The 18,068-nt window shown below is 71.3% G+C and carries 17 protein-coding genes; 8 read left to right on the plus strand and 9 right to left on the minus strand.

Annotated features, from left to right (window positions below; all coding sequences use genetic code 11):
* Positions 1 to 40: 40 nt before the first annotated feature.
* The 4 genes from ACFYXV_RS04575 to ACFYXV_RS04590 form a co-directional block, all read right to left on the minus strand.
* A complete protein-coding gene (locus tag ACFYXV_RS04575) occupies positions 41 to 1,165 on the minus strand; it encodes a GuaB3 family IMP dehydrogenase-related protein (RefSeq protein ID WP_383340573.1) in 1,125 nt (374 codons plus the stop codon).
* 147 nt (positions 1,166 to 1,312) lie between these two features.
* Positions 1,313 to 2,812: an IMP dehydrogenase gene (gene guaB / locus ACFYXV_RS04580; protein WP_319727518.1), complete on the minus strand. Its 1,500-nt coding sequence runs from the start codon at positions 2,810 to 2,812 to the stop codon at positions 1,313 to 1,315.
* A 129-nt stretch (positions 2,813 to 2,941) separates the two neighbouring features.
* Positions 2,942 to 3,571, minus strand: a complete 630-nt coding sequence (locus ACFYXV_RS04585; protein ID WP_030864315.1) for a sigma-70 family RNA polymerase sigma factor — start codon at positions 3,569 to 3,571, stop codon at positions 2,942 to 2,944.
* Positions 3,572 to 4,060: 489 nt separating this feature from the next.
* A complete protein-coding gene (locus ACFYXV_RS04590) occupies positions 4,061 to 4,672 on the minus strand; it encodes a response regulator transcription factor (RefSeq protein ID WP_003948568.1) in 612 nt (203 codons plus the stop codon).
* Between the two features lie 379 nt (positions 4,673 to 5,051).
* Between ACFYXV_RS04590 and ACFYXV_RS04595 the strand changes: the two genes are divergently transcribed.
* Positions 5,052 to 5,378 carry a WhiB family transcriptional regulator gene (locus ACFYXV_RS04595; protein ID WP_030864318.1) on the plus strand — a complete coding sequence of 109 codons (327 nt, stop codon included), beginning with the start codon at positions 5,052 to 5,054 and terminating at the stop codon, positions 5,376 to 5,378.
* Positions 5,379 to 5,486: 108 nt separating this feature from the next.
* On the opposite strand, the gene ACFYXV_RS04600 is transcribed toward ACFYXV_RS04595, so the two are convergent.
* Positions 5,487 to 6,404 carry a LysR family transcriptional regulator gene (locus ACFYXV_RS04600; protein WP_385468060.1) on the minus strand — a complete coding sequence of 306 codons (918 nt, stop codon included), beginning with the start codon at positions 6,402 to 6,404 and terminating at the stop codon, positions 5,487 to 5,489.
* Positions 6,405 to 6,581: 177 nt separating this feature from the next.
* Between ACFYXV_RS04600 and ACFYXV_RS04605 the strand changes: the two genes are divergently transcribed.
* The 3 genes from ACFYXV_RS04605 to ACFYXV_RS04615 all read left to right on the plus strand — a co-directional run bounded on the left by ACFYXV_RS04605 (position 6,582) and on the right by ACFYXV_RS04615 (position 8,948).
* Entirely contained in the window at positions 6,582 to 7,253 is a 672-nt protein-coding gene (locus tag ACFYXV_RS04605; protein ID WP_385468092.1) for an MOSC domain-containing protein, read from the plus strand.
* A gap of 137 nt (positions 7,254 to 7,390) precedes the next feature.
* Positions 7,391 to 8,164, plus strand: a complete 774-nt coding sequence (locus tag ACFYXV_RS04610) for an SDR family NAD(P)-dependent oxidoreductase (RefSeq protein WP_383340565.1) — start codon at positions 7,391 to 7,393, stop codon at positions 8,162 to 8,164.
* A 94-nt stretch (positions 8,165 to 8,258) separates the two neighbouring features.
* Positions 8,259 to 8,948, plus strand: coding sequence for an ester cyclase (locus ACFYXV_RS04615; protein ID WP_385468057.1), 690 nt, complete (start codon positions 8,259 to 8,261; stop codon positions 8,946 to 8,948).
* Between the two features lie 110 nt (positions 8,949 to 9,058).
* On the opposite strand, the gene groL is transcribed toward ACFYXV_RS04615, so the two are convergent.
* Positions 9,059 to 10,687 carry a chaperonin GroEL gene (gene groL / locus ACFYXV_RS04620; protein ID WP_385468054.1) on the minus strand — a complete coding sequence of 543 codons (1,629 nt, stop codon included), beginning with the start codon at positions 10,685 to 10,687 and terminating at the stop codon, positions 9,059 to 9,061.
* Between the two features lie 116 nt (positions 10,688 to 10,803).
* Positions 10,804 to 11,112, minus strand: coding sequence for a co-chaperone GroES (gene groES, locus ACFYXV_RS04625; protein ID WP_356215148.1), 309 nt, complete (start codon positions 11,110 to 11,112; stop codon positions 10,804 to 10,806).
* 278 nt (positions 11,113 to 11,390) lie between these two features.
* Here groES and ACFYXV_RS04630 point away from each other — a divergent pair, with 278 nt between their 5' ends.
* From ACFYXV_RS04630 to ACFYXV_RS04645, 4 genes are all read left to right on the plus strand, one after another.
* Entirely contained in the window at positions 11,391 to 12,077 is a 687-nt protein-coding gene (locus tag ACFYXV_RS04630; RefSeq protein ID WP_385468050.1) for a response regulator transcription factor, read from the plus strand.
* Positions 12,070 to 13,509: a sensor histidine kinase gene (locus ACFYXV_RS04635; protein WP_389382000.1), complete on the plus strand. Its 1,440-nt coding sequence runs from the start codon at positions 12,070 to 12,072 to the stop codon at positions 13,507 to 13,509. The genes ACFYXV_RS04630 and ACFYXV_RS04635 overlap by 8 nt, the downstream gene beginning before the upstream one ends.
* Positions 13,510 to 13,574: 65 nt before the next feature.
* A complete protein-coding gene (locus ACFYXV_RS04640; protein ID WP_389382001.1) occupies positions 13,575 to 14,816 on the plus strand; it encodes an LCP family protein in 1,242 nt (413 codons plus the stop codon).
* Entirely contained in the window at positions 14,804 to 16,237 is a 1,434-nt protein-coding gene (locus ACFYXV_RS04645) for an FtsW/RodA/SpoVE family cell cycle protein (RefSeq protein ID WP_389382002.1), read from the plus strand. The genes ACFYXV_RS04640 and ACFYXV_RS04645 overlap by 13 nt, the downstream gene beginning before the upstream one ends.
* 41 nt (positions 16,238 to 16,278) lie before the next feature.
* Here ACFYXV_RS04645 and ACFYXV_RS04650 read toward each other — a convergent pair whose 3' ends face one another.
* Entirely contained in the window at positions 16,279 to 17,124 is an 846-nt protein-coding gene (locus tag ACFYXV_RS04650; RefSeq protein WP_385468038.1) for a polysaccharide deacetylase family protein, read from the minus strand.
* 14 nt (positions 17,125 to 17,138) lie between these two features.
* Entirely contained in the window at positions 17,139 to 18,056 is a 918-nt protein-coding gene (locus ACFYXV_RS04655; protein ID WP_389382003.1) for a polysaccharide deacetylase family protein, read from the minus strand.
* Positions 18,057 to 18,068 lie beyond the last annotated feature (12 nt).

Below are 18,068 nucleotides of genomic sequence, written 5' to 3' on the forward strand. Positions count from 1 at the left end.
TCCGGGGAGCCGGCCCTTCGGCGTACGTACGGCGTACGGGTCAGCGGCTGTGCTGCGAGTCCGCGATCGTGACCTCGACCCGCTGGAACTCCTTGAGCTCGCTGTAGCCCGTGGTGGCCATCGAGCGGCGCAGGGCGCCGAAGAGGTTCATCGAGCCGTCCGGGGTGTGCGACGGGCCGGTGAGGATCTCCTCGGTGGTGCCGACCGTACCCAGGTCGACCTTCTTGCCGCGCGGCACGTCCTCGTGGACGGCCTCCATGCCCCAGTGGTGGCCCTTGCCGGGCGCGTCGGTGGCACGGGCCAGCGGGGAGCCCATCATCACGGCGTCGGCGCCGCAGGCGACGGCCTTGGGGAGGTCGCCGGACCAGCCCACGCCGCCGTCGGCGATGACGTGCACGTAGCGGCCGCCGGACTCGTCCATGTAGTCGCGGCGGGCCGCGGCCACGTCCGCGACGGCGGTGGCCATCGGGACCTGGATGCCGAGCACGTTGCGCGTGGTGTGCGCGGCGCCGCCGCCGAAGCCGACCAGGACGCCCGCCGCGCCGGTGCGCATCAGGTGCAGGGCCGCGGTGTACGTGGCGCAGCCGCCGACGATGACCGGGACGTCGAGCTCGTAGATGAACTGCTTCAGGTTCAGCGGTTCGGCGGCGCCGGAGACGTGCTCCGCCGACACGGTGGTGCCGCGGATCACGAAGATGTCCACGCCGGCGTCGACGACGGCCTTGGAGAACTCGGCGGTGCGCTGCGGGGAGAGCGCGGCGGCGGTGACGACACCGGAGTCGCGGACCTCCTTGATGCGCTGCCGGATCAGGTCCGCCTGGATCGGGGCGGAGTAGATCTCCTGGAGACGGCGGGTGGCGGACTCCTCGTCCAGCTCCGTGATCTCGTCGAGCAGCGGCTGCGGGTCCTCGTACCGGGTCCACAGGCCTTCGAGGTTCAGCACGCCGAGGCCGCCGAGCTCGCCGATGCGGATGGCGGTCTGCGGGGAGACGACCGAGTCCATGGGGGCGGCCAGGAACGGGAGCTCGAAGCGGTAGGCGTCGATCTGCCAGGCGATCGAGACCTCCTTCGGGTCCCGCGTACGCCGGCTCGGGACGATGGCGATGTCGTCGAACGCGTACGCCCTGCGGCCGCGCTTGCCGCGCCCGATCTCGATCTCAGTCACGTGTGGTGGCCTTTCCTCTGGGTCTGCCCGTCCAGTATCCCCGAACCCCGGCGCCCCGCGTTCCGGTGACCGCTGTACGGACGCACGGCCCGGGCACGGCGAAGGGGGCGGGTCCGGATGGACCCGCCCCCTTCGGGCGCTGCCGGTTCAGCCCTTGCGGCTGTAGTTCGGCGCCTCGACCGTCATCTGGATGTCGTGCGGGTGGCTCTCCTTGAGGCCCGCCGAGGTGATGCGGACGAAGCGGCCGCGGTCCTGGAGCTCGGGCACCGTGCGGCCGCCGACGTAGAACATCGACTGGCGCAGGCCGCCCACGAGCTGGTGCACGACCGCGGAGAGCGGGCCGCGGTAGGGGACCTGGCCCTCGATGCCCTCGGGGATGAGCTTGTCGTCGCCGCCCACGCCCTCCTGGAAGTAGCGGTCCTTGGAGAAGGAGCGCTGGTCGCCGCGGGACTGCATCGCGCCGAGCGAGCCCATGCCGCGGTACGACTTGAACTGCTTGCCGTTGATGAAGAGCAGCTCGCCCGGGGACTCCTCGCAGCCCGCGAGGAGCGAGCCGAGCATCACCGTGTCGGCGCCCGCGACGAGCGCCTTGGCGATGTCGCCGGAGTACTGGAGGCCGCCGTCGCCGATGACCGGGACGCCGGCCGCCTTCGCCGCGAGGGAGGCCTCGTAGATGGCGGTGACCTGCGGGACGCCGATGCCGGCGACGACGCGGGTGGTGCAGATGGAGCCCGGGCCGACGCCGACCTTGATGCCGTCGCAGCCGGCGTCGATCAGCGCCTGGGCGCCGTCGCGGGTGGCGACGTTGCCGCCGATGACGTCGACGGTGGAGTTCGACTTGATCTTGGCGACCATGTCGCCGACCAGGCGCGAGTGGCCGTGGGCGGTGTCGACGACGATGAAGTCGGCGCCCGCCTCGATCAGCGCCTGGGCGCGGTCGTACGCGTCGCCGGCGACGCCGACCGCGGCGCCGACCAGGAGGCGGCCGTCCTTGTCCTTGGCGGCGTTCGGGTACTTCTCGGCCTTGACGAAGTCCTTGACCGTGATGAGGCCCTTGAGGATGCCCGCGTCGTCGACCAGCGGCAGCTTCTCGATCTTGTGGCGGCGCAGCAGCTCCATGGCGTCCACGCCGGAGATGCCGACCTTGCCCGTGACCAGCGGCATCGGGGTCATGACCTCGCGCACCTGGCGGCTGCGGTCCGACTCGAAGGCCATGTCGCGGTTGGTGACGATGCCGAGCAGCTTGCCGGCCGCGTCGGTGACGGGGACGCCGGAGATGCGGAACTTCGCGCACAGCTGGTCGGCCTCGCCCAGCGTCGCGTCCGGGTGGACCGTGATCGGGTCGGTGACCATGCCGGACTCGGAGCGCTTGACCAGGTCGACCTGGTTGGCCTGGTCGGCGATCGAGAGGTTGCGGTGCAGTACGCCGACGCCGCCCTGGCGGGCCATCGCGATGGCCATGCGGGCCTCGGTGACCTTGTCCATGGCGGCGGACAGCAGCGGCACGTTCACGCGGACGTTGCGGGAGATGAGGGAGGAGGTGTCGATCGCGTCAGGCGACATGTCCGACGCGCCCGGCAGCAGCAGCACGTCGTCGTAGGTCAGTCCGAGCGTGGCGAATTTGTCGGGCACTCCGTCGGCGGTCATGACACCTTCCCAAATGGTCTTGCTCAGCGCGGATGTCCATGCTAACGGGATCCCGACGCGTCTCATTCCACGACCAAGGTCAAGGAGAAGTTTCGTCTGTTCCTACGAGCCTTGCGGCGATTCGGGCCGTCACTGCTCCGCGAGCGCGCGCAGCCGGCTGAGCGCGCGGTGCTGTGCCACCCGCACCGCGCCGGGGGACATCCCGAGCATCTGCCCGGTCTCCTCGGCCGTCAGGCCGACCGCCACCCGCAGTACGAGGAGCTCGCGCTGGTTCTCCGGGAGGTTGGCCAGCAGCTTCTTGGCCCAGGCCGCGTCGCTGCTCAGCAGCGCCCGCTCCTCCGGACCCAGCGAGTCGTCCGGCCGCTCCGGCATCTCGTCGGAGGGCACGGCCGTGCTGCCCGGATGCCGCATGGCCGCGCGCTGGAGGTCGGCGACCTTGTGCGCGGCGATGGCGAAGACGAAGGCCTCGAAGGGCCGGCCCGTGTCCCGGTAGCGCGGCAGCGCCATCAGGACGGCGACGCAGACCTCCTGCGCGAGGTCCTCCACGAAGTGGCGGGCGTCGCCCGGGAGCCGCGAGAGCCGGGTCCTGCAGTAGCGGATGGCCAGCGGGTGCACGAAGGCGAGCAGATCGTGCGTCGCCTGCTCGTCACCCTCGACCGCTCGGCGTACGAGCGCGCTGACGGCCCCGGCGCTGCCGCTTTTGGCGGCGCCGGTGGAGCCTGTGGCCGTGGGTGACCCCTGGGCCTCGTCGTCGCGCATCACTCCATGGTGCCTTGGCGCCGGAGCGTTCGCGCCGCCACGGCCCGTGTTGTGCGTCGAAGCGTTATGAGCGGGTGCGCCTGAGCTCGTCACCGCGCCCTCCCCTCCCGCTCGACCGGATACTCCCCGAGGCCCCATCCCAGAAAATGCGCCACACCTCAAGCATGCGGCATCGCGCGCGAAGCGACACGTTCCCCGATTGTGCCCCGCCCATCCCCGGGTGCGCACCGGGTACGGCGGGACCGGAACGGACGAGAACACGACGGGCGGCGCGCCCGGCACGCGACGCGTCGCGCGGGGACGGCCGGAGACCGCCGGGGCGGCCGGGGGCGACCGGTGCCGGAGCGACGCCGGCCGGCCCTGCGGCCGGCCCTCCGACGGGTGCGGGGAGCGGCGTGCGCACCGGCACGCGGCCGGCTGCGCGACGGGCCGCCCCGCCCGCCGGTGGCGGACGGGACCGCTCTCAGCCTCCGGCCTGCGGGCTCGCGGTCAGCGGACCAGGCCCCAGCGGAACCCGAGCGCCACGGCGTGCGCCCGGTCCGAGGCGCCCAGCTTCTTGAACAGCCGGCGGGCGTGCGTCTTGACCGTGTCCTCGGAGAGGAAGAGCTCGCGCCCGATCTCCGCGTTGGACCGGCCGTGGCTCATGCCCTCCAGCACCTGGATCTCGCGCGCGGTGAGCGTGGGCGCGGCGCCCATCTCGGCCGAGCGGAGCCGGCGCGGGGCCAGTCGCCAGGTCGGGTCGGCGAGCGCCTGGGTGACCGTGGCCCGCAGTTCGGCGCGCGAGGCGTCCTTGTGCAGATAGCCCCGGGCGCCGGCGGCGACCGCGAGGGCCACCCCGTCCAGGTCCTCGGCGACCGTCAGCATGATGATGCGGGCGCCCGGATCGGCCGAGAGCAGCCGGCGCACCGTCTCCACACCGCCCAGCCCCGGCATCCGTACATCCATCAGAATCAGGTCGGAGCGGTCGGCACCCCAGCGGCGGAGGACTTCCTCGCCGTTGGCAGCCGTCGTCACACGCTCGACGCCGGGCACGGTGGCAACCGCGCGACGGAGCGCCTCTCGGGCAAGCGGGGAGTCGTCGCAGACGAGGACGGAAGTCATGACCGCCCTCCGCAGCTGCTGATGCGCGTCACCTTGAGCCTCCAGGCTGGTACGTATCGTCACCTGTGCGGTCGATGCTCTCGGACACCTGTCCGGGAACTTGTTCGTTCAACCGCCTTCGCACTCTCAACGATGGTCACTCGAAAGAGTTACGGGTCGGACGGACACCTTCGGCACTCTACGTGAGGAAGCGAATACGGCGCGGGTGCCACTCTCCGCGTGTCGTCCATCTGGAGCTATGCCCTATTTGGCGGCTTTTCTTCCGTTTGGCACGTGTCTGAGGCTAGATTCCCAATGAGTCATATTTACATCTACTACGACAGTAGGTGTGGAGACTTGGACCGTATCCGTCTCAGTACCGGCACCAAGAGGACTACCCATGGCAGATTTCTCCCGCCTCCCCGGACCGAACGCCGACCTCTGGGACTGGCAGCTGCTGGCAGCCTGCCGAGGAGTCGACAGCTCCCTCTTCTTCCACCCGGAAGGCGAGCGGGGCGCGGCGAGGAGCGCGCGCGAGGCCTCGGCTAAAGAGGTCTGCATGAGATGCCCGGTGCGCTCCGAATGCGCCGCGCACGCACTGGCCGTCCGCGAGCCCTACGGGGTGTGGGGCGGTCTCACCGAGGACGAGCGCGAAGAACTGATGGGACGCGCACGCCATCGCCTGATCCCCGCGTCGAGCACGATCGGCCCCCTGCCGCCCCACTGACCGCGGTTCGCCGAAACGTACGAAGGAACGTTTCCCCAACCTGCGCCCCGATCGGAACGAACCCGAACCGGCCCGGAACGTCACGCGATTGGCCGTACCGCCGTACGGTCAACGCGTGGCGGCCCGCTCCAGTTCGGCCAGGGTCGCCGCCACGGCCGGTACGCGCGCCAGGTCGGGCAGGGTCAGCGCCACGACCTCCCGCTCCACCGCGGGTTCCACGGCCACGGTGCTCACGCCCTTGGCCCGGACCGACTCCACCGCCAGCTCCGGCAGTACGGCGACGCCCAGCCCGGCGCCGACCAGGCCGACCACGGCCGGGTAGTCGTCGGTCGCGAAGTCGATGCGCGGGGTGAAGCCCACCTCCTCGCACACCTCCACCAGATGGCGGCGGCAGCGCGGACAGCCCGCGATCCAGGGCTCGTCGGCCAGTTCGGCCATGCCCACCCGCTCGGCCCCCGCCAGCCGGTGCCCTTCGGGAACCAGGCCGACGAGCCGGTCCGTGAGCAGCGGCCGCACCACGAGGTCCTCCCATTCGCCCTCGGCGGCCGGGCCGCCGGCGGAGGGGGAGGCCGAGCCGTACCGGAAGGCCAGCGCGAGATCGCAGTCCCCCTCGCGCAGCATCTCCACCGACCGCGGCGGCTCCGCCTCGACCAGCGAGATCCGGGTACCGGGGTGCTCTGCGCGCATCGCGGCCAGCGCGGTGGGCACCAGCGTCGAGCTGCCGCTGGGGAAGGACACCAGCCGGACCCGGCCCGCGCGCAGCCCGGCGATGGCCGCGACCTCCTCCTCCGCGGCGGTCAGCCCGGCGAGGATTCCGGCGGCGTGCCGGACCAGGGCCGTTCCGGCCTGGGTCAGCCGCATCTCGCGGCCGGCGCGGACGAGCAGCGGGGTGCCGGCCGACTGCTCCAGCGCCTTCATCTGCTGGGAGACGGCGGGCTGGGTGCAGCCGAGCTCGCGGGCGGCGGCGGAGAAGGACCCGGTGCCGGCGACGGCGCGCAGCACCCGGAGATGTCGTGCCTCGATCATCCTTCGAGCATAAGCCCAGCTTTGGGCCGGGCACGAATACTCTCGCGCTTCTTTGAGGGGCTCGGCTACCGTGGCGCCATGCCACCCTCCACTTCCGACGCCTCCGATGCCCGCGGCACGTCCGATGCCTCCAGCGCTTCCGATGCCCCCGGCGCTTCCGGCGCCCCCGCGTCCCCCCTGCGCGTCGTCTCCGTGAACCTCGGCCGGGCGACGGCCGTCGACCACACCGACGCGGAGGGCGGGCTGACCGGCATCGGCAAGAAGCCCGTCCCCGGCCCGGTCGACGTGTTCGCCCCCGGGCCCAAGGGGACCGGCGGCAGCGGTCTCACGGGGGACGCCGTCTGCGACCTGCGCCACCACGGCGGGGACCACCAGGCGGTCTACGCCTACGCGCGCGAGGACCTCGACTGGTGGGAGGCCGAGCTGGGCCGCGAGCTGCCCGCCGGGCTCTTCGGCGAGAACCTCACCACCACCGGCATGGACCTGACGGGCGCACGGCTCGGCGAGCGCTGGCGGGTCGGCTCCGGCGGGCTCGTCCTCGAAGTGGCCTCGGCCCGCATCCCGTGCCGCACCTTCCAGGGCGCCCTCGGCGAGCGGGGCTGGGTCAAGCGGTTCACGCAGGCCGCGCGGCCGGGTGCGTACCTGCGCGTGGTCCGGGAGGGTCCGGTCTCCCCCGGCGACCGCGTCGAGATCGTGCACCGGCCGGACCACGACGTGACGGTGGAGCTCTGGTTCCGCGCCTTCACCACCGACCGGTCGCTGCTCGCGCGCACGCGGGCGGCGGGCGCGGCGATGGCTCCGCAGTGGCACGAGATGGCCCTGGCCCACGTGGAGAAGTACGGGCAGTAGGGCGGGAGCAGGGGTTTTCGTAGCCGGAAGTAGCGGTTCCGCAGCGGGAAGCGACGGTGACGGCGCCGACGATCACGAAGGGGTACCGCCCGGCGGGCTCCCCTTGAGCTGTCGCCGTGGACGGCTAGGTTGCGCCTATGACGACTGCGTTGATTACGGGATCCACGGCGGGCATCGGCGCCGCATTCGCCCGGCGGCTCGCCGCCCAGGGCCACAACCTCGTGCTGGTGGCCCGCGATGCGTCGCGGCTCGGCGAGCAGGCCACCGAGCTGCACGACCGGCACGGCATCGAGGCCGAGGTGCTGACGGCCGACCTGTCCACCGACGAGGGCATCGCCGCCGTCGAGCGCCGCCTCGGCGACCGTACGCACCCGGTGGACCTGCTGGTCAACAACGCGGGCTTCGGCAACAAGGGCCGCTACCTCGAAGTCTCCATGGCCGACGAGCTGACCATGCTCAAGGTGCACGTCGAGGCCGTCCTGCGGCTGACCTCGGCGGCCACCGAGTCGATGCGCTCGCGGGGCCGGGGCGGCGTCGTCAACGTGGCCTCGGTGGCGGCGTTCGTACCGCGCGGTACGTACGGGGCGAGCAAGGCCTGGGTCGTGCAGTTCACGCAGGGCGCGGCACGGGACCTGTCCGGATCGGGCGTACGGCTGATGGCGCTGTGCCCCGGTTTCGTGCGCACCGAGTTCCACCAGCGCGCCGGCATGGGCACGGACAACATCCCCAACTGGATGTGGCTGGACGCGGACAAGCTGGTGGCGGCGGCCCTGGACGATCTGGCACGCGGCAAGACGGTCTCGATCCCGGATCCGCGGTACAAGGCGCTGATGGGCCTGGTGAAGCTGACGCCGCGCGGGCTGCTGGGCGGGGTGTCCTCGCGCACGGGCCGCAAGTACGGCCCGCAGTAGTCCGGGCGGCTGCGGAGCAGGACGGCCTCGAAACCGGCTGAACGGGTGAATTCTCCCTAAACTGGACGTGTTCCTTCCAGCGCGGGAGTACGCCATGACATTCGTACAGATAGTCGATTACGAGACCAGCAGACCCGAAGCGGTCAACGAGGTCATCGACCGGTACCTGGAGAAGACGAAGGGCAGGCGCACCGTGTCCCACACCGTGGTGGGCAGGGACCGGGAATCCGACACCCACTTCGTCGACGTCGTCGAATTCCCGTCGTACGAAGCGGCCATGAAGAACTCTCACCTCCCCGAGACGGACACGATGTTCCAGGAGATGATGGCCCTCTGCGACGGGATGCCCCGGTTCACCAACCTGGACGTCGTCCGCGACGAGCACCTCAACACCCTGCTCGCGAGCCGCATGTTCGAAGAGGTCGCGATGAAGGGCGACATGTCCGTCGTGGACGAGATCTTCGCGCCGGACTACCTGGACCACGACATCAGCCGGCCCGAGGCCAAGTCCGGCCGCGACGGCATCCGCGAGGACGTGCGGATGTGGCGCGGCGCCTTCGACTTCGCCTTCACCCTGGACGCGCAGATGGCGCAGGAGGACTACGTCACCACGATGTGGACCTTCAGCGGCACGCACAAGGGCGAGTTCATGGGGATCGCCCCGACCGGCAAGAACTGCACCATGACCGGCACGACGGTCTTCCGGTGCGAGGACGGAATGATCAAGGAAGGCTGGTGGCACTACGACGCCATGCGCCTGATGAGGGACCTGGGAGCGATGTAGCCCCGCCCGCCCCGCCCGCCCGCCCCGCCCTCCGGGCCCACGGCACCCGGGCAACGGGGAAGGCCCCGTTCCGCAGATGCGGAACGGGGCCTTCCCTGTGTGGGGCGCGATCAGTGGCTGTGGCCGTGACCGTGGCCGTGACCGGCGTCGGCCTCTTCCTCGGCCGGCTTCTCGACGACCAGGGTCTCGGTCGTGAGCAGCAGGGAGGCGATGGAAGCGGCGTTCTCCAGCGCGGAGCGGGTGACCTTGACCGGGTCGATGACGCCGGCCTTGACCAGGTCGCCGTACTCGCCGGTGGCGGCGTTGAAGCCCTGGCCCTTGTCGAGCTCGGCGACCTTGGAGGTGATGACGTAACCCTCAAGACCGGCGTTCTCGGCGATCCAGCGCAGCGGCTCGACGGCGGCGCGGCGGACGACCGCGACACCCGTGGCCTCGTCGCCGGACAGGCCCAGGTTGCCCTCCAGCACCTTCACGGCGTGGACGAGCGCGGAGCCACCGCCGGAGACGATGCCCTCCTCGACCGCGGCGCGGGTCGCCGAGATGGCGTCCTCAAGGCGGTGCTTCTTCTCCTTGAGCTCCACCTCGGTGGCGGCGCCGACCTTGATGACGCAGACGCCGCCGGCGAGCTTCGCCAGGCGCTCCTGCAGCTTCTCGCGGTCCCAGTCCGAGTCGGTGGACTCGATCTCGGCCTTGATCTGGTTGACGCGGCCGAGGACCTCGTCGTGGCTGCCGCCACCGTCGACGATGGTCGTGTCGTCCTTGGAGATGGTCACGCGGCGCGCGGAACCGAGGACGTCCAGACCGGCCTGGTCGAGCTTGAGGCCGACCTCCTCGGCGATGACGGTGGCACCGGTGAGGGTGGCCATGTCCTGGAGCATCGCCTTGCGGCGGTCACCGAAGCCGGGGGCCTTGACGGCGACCGCGTTGAAGGTGCCGCGGATCTTGTTGACGACGAGGGTGGAGAGCGCCTCGCCCTCGACGTCCTCGGCGATGATCAGCAGCGGCTTCGAGGCGCCGGCCTGGATGACCTTCTCCAGCAGCGGCAGGAGGTCCTGGATGGAGGAGATCTTGCCCTGGTTGATCAGGATGTACGGGTCGTCGAGGACGGCCTCCATACGCTCCTGGTCGGTGACCATGTACGGGGAGAGGTAGCCCTTGTCGAAGGCCATGCCCTCGGTGAACTCCAGCTCCAGGCCGAAGGCGTTGGACTCCTCGACGGTGATGACACCGTCCTTGCCGACCTTGTCCATCGCCTCGGCGATGAGCTCGCCGACCTGCTGGTCCTGCGCGGAGAGCGCGGCCACGGCGGCGATGTCGGACTTGTCCTCGATCGGACGGGCGGTCGCGAGGAGCTCCTCGGACACGGCCTTGACCGCGGCGTCGATGCCCTTCTTCAGGGCGGCCGGGGAGGCGCCGGCGGCGACGTTGCGCAGACCCTCGCGGACCAGCGCCTGGGCCAGCACGGTGGCGGTGGTGGTGCCGTCGCCCGCGATGTCGTTGGTCTTGGTCGCCACCTCCTTCACGAGCTGCGCGCCCAGGTTCTCGTACGGGTCGTCCAGCTCGACCTCGCGAGCGATGGTGACACCGTCGTTGGTGATGGTGGGGGCGCCGAACTTCTTGTCGATGACGACGTTGCGGCCCTTGGGGCCGATCGTCACCTTCACCGTGTCGGCCAGCTTGTTGACGCCGCGCTCGAGGGCGCGACGGGCGTCCTCGTCGAACTTCAGGATCTTCGCCATGGGAGCGGTTCAGCCCTCTCGAAAACTCGGGTTTAACGAACTGCGCCCCTTGCCGCCCGGCAATCAGCGGGGTGACCAGGGGCGCAGCTCAAAGCAATGCTCGGTACTTCGGTGAATTACTTCTCGACGATCGCGAGCACGTCGCGAGCCGAGAGGACGAGGTACTCCTCGCCGCTGTACTTCACTTCGGTGCCGCCGTACTTGCTGTACAGCACGACGTCGCCGACGCTGACGTCCAGCGGGAGACGCTGGCCGTCCTCGAAGCGGCCCGGGCCCACGGCGAGGACGACGCCCTCCTGGGGCTTCTCCTTCGCGGTGTCCGGGATGACCAGGCCGGAAGCCGTGGTCTGCTCGGCGTCGAGCGGCTGGACCACGATGCGGTCCTCAAGCGGCTTGATGGCAACCTTGGAGCTGGTGGTCGTCACGATCCGACCTCCCCCTTCGGAGATCTCACGGGGCTAACTGTCTGAGTGGCGACCAGGTGGATCCGTCGTCGCGGGTGCCGGACCTGCCCGTCGCTGTGTTGGCACTCACCGGGGGTGAGTGCCAGGTGCGAGACTATTCCGGCGATTAGCACTCGGTCAAGCGGAGTGCCAACACGCTCCGCCGGGTCGTCCGGATCGGGGGTGCTCCCCCGGGCCCCGCGGCGCCCCCTCACGGCCCGGCCCCGCGGGCAGAGTGGGCGGTATGTGAGGGTTGGGGGGTGCGCATTCTCGTGGTCGAAGACGAAGAGGGCCTCGCCGAGTCACTGCGGCGCGGCCTCTCCGCCGACGGACACTGGGTCGACCTCGCCCACGACGGCCACCGCGGGCTGGACCTCGCCCGCACCGGCCCGTACGACGCCGTCCTGCTCGACCTGATGCTCCCCGGCCTCAGCGGGTACGAGATCTGCGCCCGTCTGCGGGCCGACGGCGACCCGACGCCCGTCCTCATGCTGACCGCCAAGGACGGCGAGTACGACGAGGCCGAGGGCCTGGACTGCGGGGCCGACGACTACCTCACCAAGCCGTTCTCGTTCGTCGTCCTGTCCGCCCGCCTGCGCGCCCTCGCCCGGCGGGCGGCGGCCGGCACCGCCGGCCCCCGCTCCACCCTCCAGGCCGGCGACCTCGTCCTCGACCCCGCCGGCCGCCGCTGCCGCCGCGGGCCGCACGACATCGAGCTCACCGCCCGCGAGCTCGGCGTCCTGGCCTGCCTCATGGAGCAGCCCGGCCGGGCCGTCGCCAAGCAGGACATCCTCGACCAGGTCTGGGACGCCCCGCACGCCATCGACCCGAACATCGTCGAGGTGTACGTCTCCTCGCTGCGCAAGAAGATCGACGCCCCCTTCGGCCGCCGCTCGATCCTCACCGTCCACGGCACCGGCTACCGCATGGCCGCCGACGGTGGCTGAGGCCAGGACGAGCCCGGGCCCGCTCCGGCGCCGCGCCGCGCTGGCCGCCGCCCTCGCCATGGCCGCCGTGCTCGGCGCCGGCGGGCTGTGGCTGTACACCCTGCTGCGGGCCAACCTCCTCGACAACACCACCGGCCGCACCGAGCTGGCCGCCCGCAAGGTCGCCGCCCAGCTCGACGGCCACGCCTTCCCCGGCGGGCGGCTGCCCGCGCCCGAGAGCGGGGTCGACCTGGTCCTCGTACGGGACGCGCAGGGGCGGACCGTCGCCTCCACCGGGGACCTCGCCGACGCCCCCGACCTCGGCGGCCTGCGCCCGCCGCCGCCCAACGCCTCCGGCGAGGACTCCCGCTCCGCCGTCCTCCCGCCCGCGCACCCCGGTGCGGAACGGCGCGCGGTCGTCGCGGTCGAAGCACCGGGCGGGCACGAGGTGTACGCCGTCACCGTGCTCGGCGACGTGGACGACGCGACCCGCGCCATCGCCCTCGGCCTGCTGGCCGGCGCGCCCCCGCTGATCGGCTTCGCGGCGGCCCTCGCCCGGTGGGTGACGGGGCACGCCCTGCGCCCGGTCACCGCGATCCGCACCGGGCTCGCGGCGGTCACCGCCAGCGAGCTGGACCGCCGGGTTCCGGACCCCGGCGGGGCGGACGAGATCGCCGAGCTGGCCCGGACCGTCAACGACACGCTCGACCGGCTGGAGCGGTCCGACGCCCGGCAGCGGCAGTTCACCGCCGATGCCTCGCACGAGCTGCGCAATCCGCTGGCCGCCGTCCGGTCCCGGCTGGAGGTGGCGCTGGCCCAGGAGCGCCCGGACCGGGAGTCGGTGGCGGCCGCGCTGGCCGATACCGAACGGCTGCAGCGCATCGCCTCGGACCTGCTGCTGCTCGCCCGGCTCGACGGCGGCCCCGTACCCCGGACCGAGCCGGTGGACCTGGCGCTGCTGGCCGCGGAGGACCTGGCCCGGCGCCCGGACCCCCGGGTTCCGCTGCGGCTGGACGCGCGGGCTCCCGTACCGGCGGCCGGGGATCCGGCGCGGCTGGAGCGGGCGCTGGCCAACCTGGTGGACAACGCGCTGCGGCACGCCCGTACGGGGGTCGTCGTACGGGCGGCCGCCGAGCCCGCGGACCCGGACCCGGCGGGCGGCGGCTGGGCGGTGCTGGAGGTCGAGGACGACGGCCCCGGCATCCCGGCGGCGGACCGCGACCGGGTCTTCGAGCGCTTCGTCCGTCTGGACCCGGACCGCGGGCGCGCGGGCGGCGGTACGGGCCTCGGCCTGGCCATCGTCCGCGAGACGGCCCGGGCGCACGGCGGCGAGGCGCGTGCGCTGCCGTCCCGGGCGGGCGGCGGGCGCGGCATCCGCTTCGTCCTGCGCGTACCGGTCGGCGGACCGCGCGCGCCGGCCCGGTCGCCGGGTCCTGAACGCCCGAAGGCCTGAAGGCCTGAAGGCCCCTTCAGGTCTCTCAGGATTCCTTCAGCGCCCCTCCCCCACCATCGACTGGCATGAGCGCGCACCGGAGGAAGACCAGCCACCCCGACCGCCGGCCCCGCCGGGGGCGCCGTCCCCGGCGCATCGCCCGCACCCTGCTCGTGGCCGTCTGCGCGCTGGCGGTCACGGCCGCCGCCGGCGCCTGGTACGCGTACCGGGACCTCGCCGGCAGCATCAACAGCTCCAAGGCCCTGGAGGGCGCCGAGAAGTCGAAGTACGGCGACACCAACATCCTGCTGATGGGCCTGGACAGCCGCCGCGACCAGAACGGCGAGGAGCTGCCGCCGGAGGTCCTCGACAAACTGCACGCCGGCAGCTCGGACATCGGCGGCTACAACGCGAACACGCTGATCCTGCTCCACGTCCCCGGTGACGGCAGCCGGGCGAAGGCCTTCTCGGTCCCGCGCGACGACTTCGTCGAGCTGGCCGGCGGCCTGGGAAAGGACAAGATCAAGAAGGCGTACGGGCTGGCGAAGGCCAAGGAGGAGGAGCGGCTCTCGGCCCGGGGGGTCAAGGACCGGCGGCAGCTGGAGCGCGAGGGGCGGGAAGCCGGCCGCAAGGCGCAGATCGAGACGGTGCGCGGCTTCCTGGGCGTCCCGGTCGATCACTTCGCCGAACTCAACCTGGCCGGTTTCTACCACCTGGCGGACGCGCTGGGCGGCGTACCGGTGTGCCTGAAGCGGCCGGTGCGGGACACGTACTCGGGCGCCGACTTCCCGGCGGGCCGCCAGACCCTGAACGGGCAGCAGTCCCTGGCCTTCGTACGGCAGCGGCACGGCCTGGACATGGGCGATCTGGACCGGACGAAACGGCAGCAGGCCTTCCTGGCGGGGGCCACGCAGAAGCTGGACTCGGCCGGGACCTTCACCGATCCGGTCAAGCTGATGAAGCTGATCGACGCCGCGAAACAGGACGTCGTGACGGACGCGGGCTGGGACCTGCTGTCGTTCGTGAAGCAGGCGAAGAACCTGTCCGGCGGGAAAGTGGCCTTCACGACACTGCCCGTGGAGCGGTTCGGAAGGAACCATGGGGAGGACATAAACGTCGTAGACGATATGAAGATAAAGCGCCTCATTGCCGAGCAGATCGGACCAGGGGCTTCCGCCTCCGCGTCCGCTCCGAGCCCGGGCGCGGGCCCGAGCGAAGCACCGCAGGCGTCTCCGGGGGCATCACCGGGACCGGCCTCCACCCCCTCGACGGGCGCGGGCGACCCCGCCCCCGCCCTCGACGGTGGCGGCATCCCGTGCGTGGACTGAGACCGCTGACGACGGCCGGCGCGCGCCGCCGTACCGAGGCGCTGCTCCTCGTCTTCGTCGTCGCCCTCACCGTCTTCGGGCACGCGAGCGCCGGTCTGGCGATGAACGGCAAGCTGCCCGCCAACCTGACCGGCTTCACGATCAGCATGACGCTGCTGGCGCTGGTGGGGCACCTGGGCGTGCGCCGGTTCGCGGCGTACGCGGATCCGCTCATCTTCCCGGTCGCCATGCTGCTGTCGGGGCTGGGGCTGGTGCTGCTGCACCGGCTGGACCAGTCGTACATCGCGCGGTACGGCGGCGACGCGAACGCGCCGGGGCAGCTGCTGTGGACGGTGATCGGCGTGGCGGCCTGCCTCGCGGTGGTGGCGCTGCTGCGCGACCACCGGCTGCTCCAGCGGTTCATCTACATCACGATGGTGGTCGCGCTGGTGCTGCTGATCGCACCGGCGTTCTTCGGTGCGGACACGTACGGCGCGAAGCGCTGGATCATCCTGTTCGGGTTCTCGCTCCAGCCGGGCGAGTTCGTGAAGATCATGATCGCGATCTTCTTCGCGGGCTATCTGGTCATCCACCGCGATTCGCTGGCCCTGACGGGACGGAAGTTCCTGGGGATGCGGCTGCCGCCGATGCGGCAGCTCGGGCCGATCATCACGGTGTGGATCGTGTCGCTGCTGGTGCTGGTCTTCGAGCGGGACCTGGGCACGTCGCTGATCTTCTTCGGTGTGTTCGTGGTGATGCTCTACGTCGCCACCGAGCGCACGAGCTGGATCGTGACGGGCCTGCTCATGGCGGGGGTCGGGGCCTTCGTGGTGGGTTCGACCGAGCCGCACGTCAAGGGGCGCGTGGCGGCGTGGCTGGAGCCGCTCTCGTACTACTGGAAGGAGCGGCCGCCGGGCGTCATCTCCGACCAGTCCGCGCAGGCGCTGTTCAGCTTCGGCACCGGCGGCATGTCCGGCACGGGGCTGGGGATGGGGCACCCGGAGCTGATCGGCTTCGCGGGGCGCAGCGACTTCATCCTGACCACGGTGGGCGAGGAGCTCGGCCTGGCCGGGGTCATGGCGGTGCTGCTCCTGTACGCGGTGCTGGTCCAGCGGGGGCTGCGGATGGCGCTGGGCGCCCGGGACCCGTTCGGGAAGCTCCTGGCGGTGGGCCTGTCGGCGGCGCTGGCGCTCCAGGTCTTCGTGGTGGCGGGCGGTGTGACGGGCCTGATCCCGCTGACGGGCAAGGCGCTGCCGTTCCTCGCGAAGGGCGGCTCGTCCCTCCTGGCCAACTGGATCATGATCGCCCTCCTCCTGCGCATCAGCGACAGCGCGGAACGCCAACGCGAGGCGGACGCCCGGGGCCCGGTGGAAACGACGATCACTCCGATGGCCGTATCTCCGCACCCCGAGAACGCGCTGCCGGGCGGGGACCAGCGGTAGGCGCGTCGGCTGACGGGTCAGCGGGTCAGAGGGTCAGCGGGTCAGAGGTAGTCCTCCAGGCGGCCTATGCGGTAGCCCTGCTCCTGTATGCGCTGGAGCATGCGGGTCGTCATCTGGATTTCCGTCGAGCCCTTGAGTTCGGAGGGGCCGCGGAAGTGGGCCAGGATGATGTCGCCCGGCTTGAGGGCGGAGCCCTCGGCGTACTGGAAGTTGTTGATCTGCATCGACACGCGCCACAGGACCACCTGCGAGATGCCGCATTCGGAGGCAGCCTTGAGGGTGTCGTCGTTGTAGTTGCCGTACGGCGGGCGGAAGCGGACCGGCTTGGCGCCGAAGCGCTTCTCCAGGTGCTCCTGCTGGCCGCATATCTCCTTCTTCTGCGCCGCGAAGGGCAGGGTCCGGAGGTTCGGGTGCGTCAGCGTGTGGTTGTTGATCGTGCTGCCGGAGCCGTTGTCGCGGAGCTTCTCGAAGTGCCCGTAGTCCGACGAGGCGATGTTGTCCGTCAGGAACATGCTGATCGGCAGCTTGAGGTCGGCCGCCATCTTCAGGAACTCGGGGTCCTTCTCCGCGCCGTCGTCGAAGGTCAGGAAGACGACCTTGTCGGTGGGCGGGACGGGTATTCGGTCCACCACCTTGGCCCGGCCCGGGTCCGCCGGGGCCAGCGCGGGCTTCTGCGCCGGCTTCGGGGCGAACTCCAGGGGGGACTTCAGGCCCCACTTCTTGTAGGCCTCGTCCCCCGGCACGCCCGACGGGGACGGCGGCGCGGTCGTCGTCGGCTGCGCCGCCTTCGGTGTTCCGGTACCCAGTCTCTCGACCGGGGCAGCGCTGTCCCCGCACCCCGTCAGGGACAGCGCGAGCGCGCCGGCCGCCAGCGTTGCGACTGTCAACCGGCGCGCGTACCTCACAAGTAGTCCTCCAGGCGGGCCACGGCGTACCCCTTGTCCGTGACGGTCTTCATGACATGACGGATCATGTCAGGCATGGTGCCCTTCCAGTCTTCCCGCCCCCGGAAATGGGTCAGGATGATGTCTCCAGGGTGGAGGTCGCGGTCCCATTCCCGCCAGTCCATGCGGTTCACGAAGGCCTCCGCGTTCCACAGCGGGACCGCCTTGATGCCGCAGGACTTCGCCGCGCGCAGGGTGTCCTGGTTGTAGTTGCCGTACGGCGGCCGGAAGAGTGTCGGCCGCTTGCCGAACTGCTTCTGGATGGTGTCCTGCTGCCCGCAGATCTCCTCGTGCTGCTCCTCGTACGAGAGCGCCGGCATGTAGCGGTGGTTCAGCGTGTGGTTGTTCAGCGAGACGCCGGCGGCCTGCATCTGCTTGAAGTAGGGGTAGTTGTCGCGGACGAGGTAGTCGCTGAGGAACGCCGTGTACGGGATCTTCAGCTCCTGCATCATCTTCAGGAACTCGGGGTCCTTCTCCGCGCCGTCGTCGATCGTCAGGAAGACGACCTTGTCCTCCGTGGGGACGGTGGTGAAGACGGGCGGGAGCTCGTCCTGGCCCTCGACCTCGAAGCCCTCGCGGGTGGTGATCTCCGGCTTCGTCTTCGGGGCGGGCGGGGCGGCCAGCGGCGGCTTGGCCAGTTTCCACCGCTTCGCCGCGGCGATCACGGCCTGCTGGGCGGCCTTCTGCTGCTCGGCCGGGTTCGCGACCGCGCCCGCCGCGCCCGCGGGTGCGTCCGCGGCCTTGCCGCCCTTGCGGGCGGGCGCGGTGTCGGCGGCCGAGCCGCATCCCGTTCCGAGGGCGGCGACCAGCAGTGCGGCCAGTGCCACCCCGACGCGGCCGCGCGGACCCGCCGCGGACCGGTGACCATGAAGCATCTTATGTTCCTT

The organism is Streptomyces sp. NPDC002181 (genome assembly GCF_042890485.1).
In the GTDB taxonomy this organism is placed as follows: Bacteria; Actinomycetota; Actinomycetes; order Streptomycetales; family Streptomycetaceae; genus Streptomyces.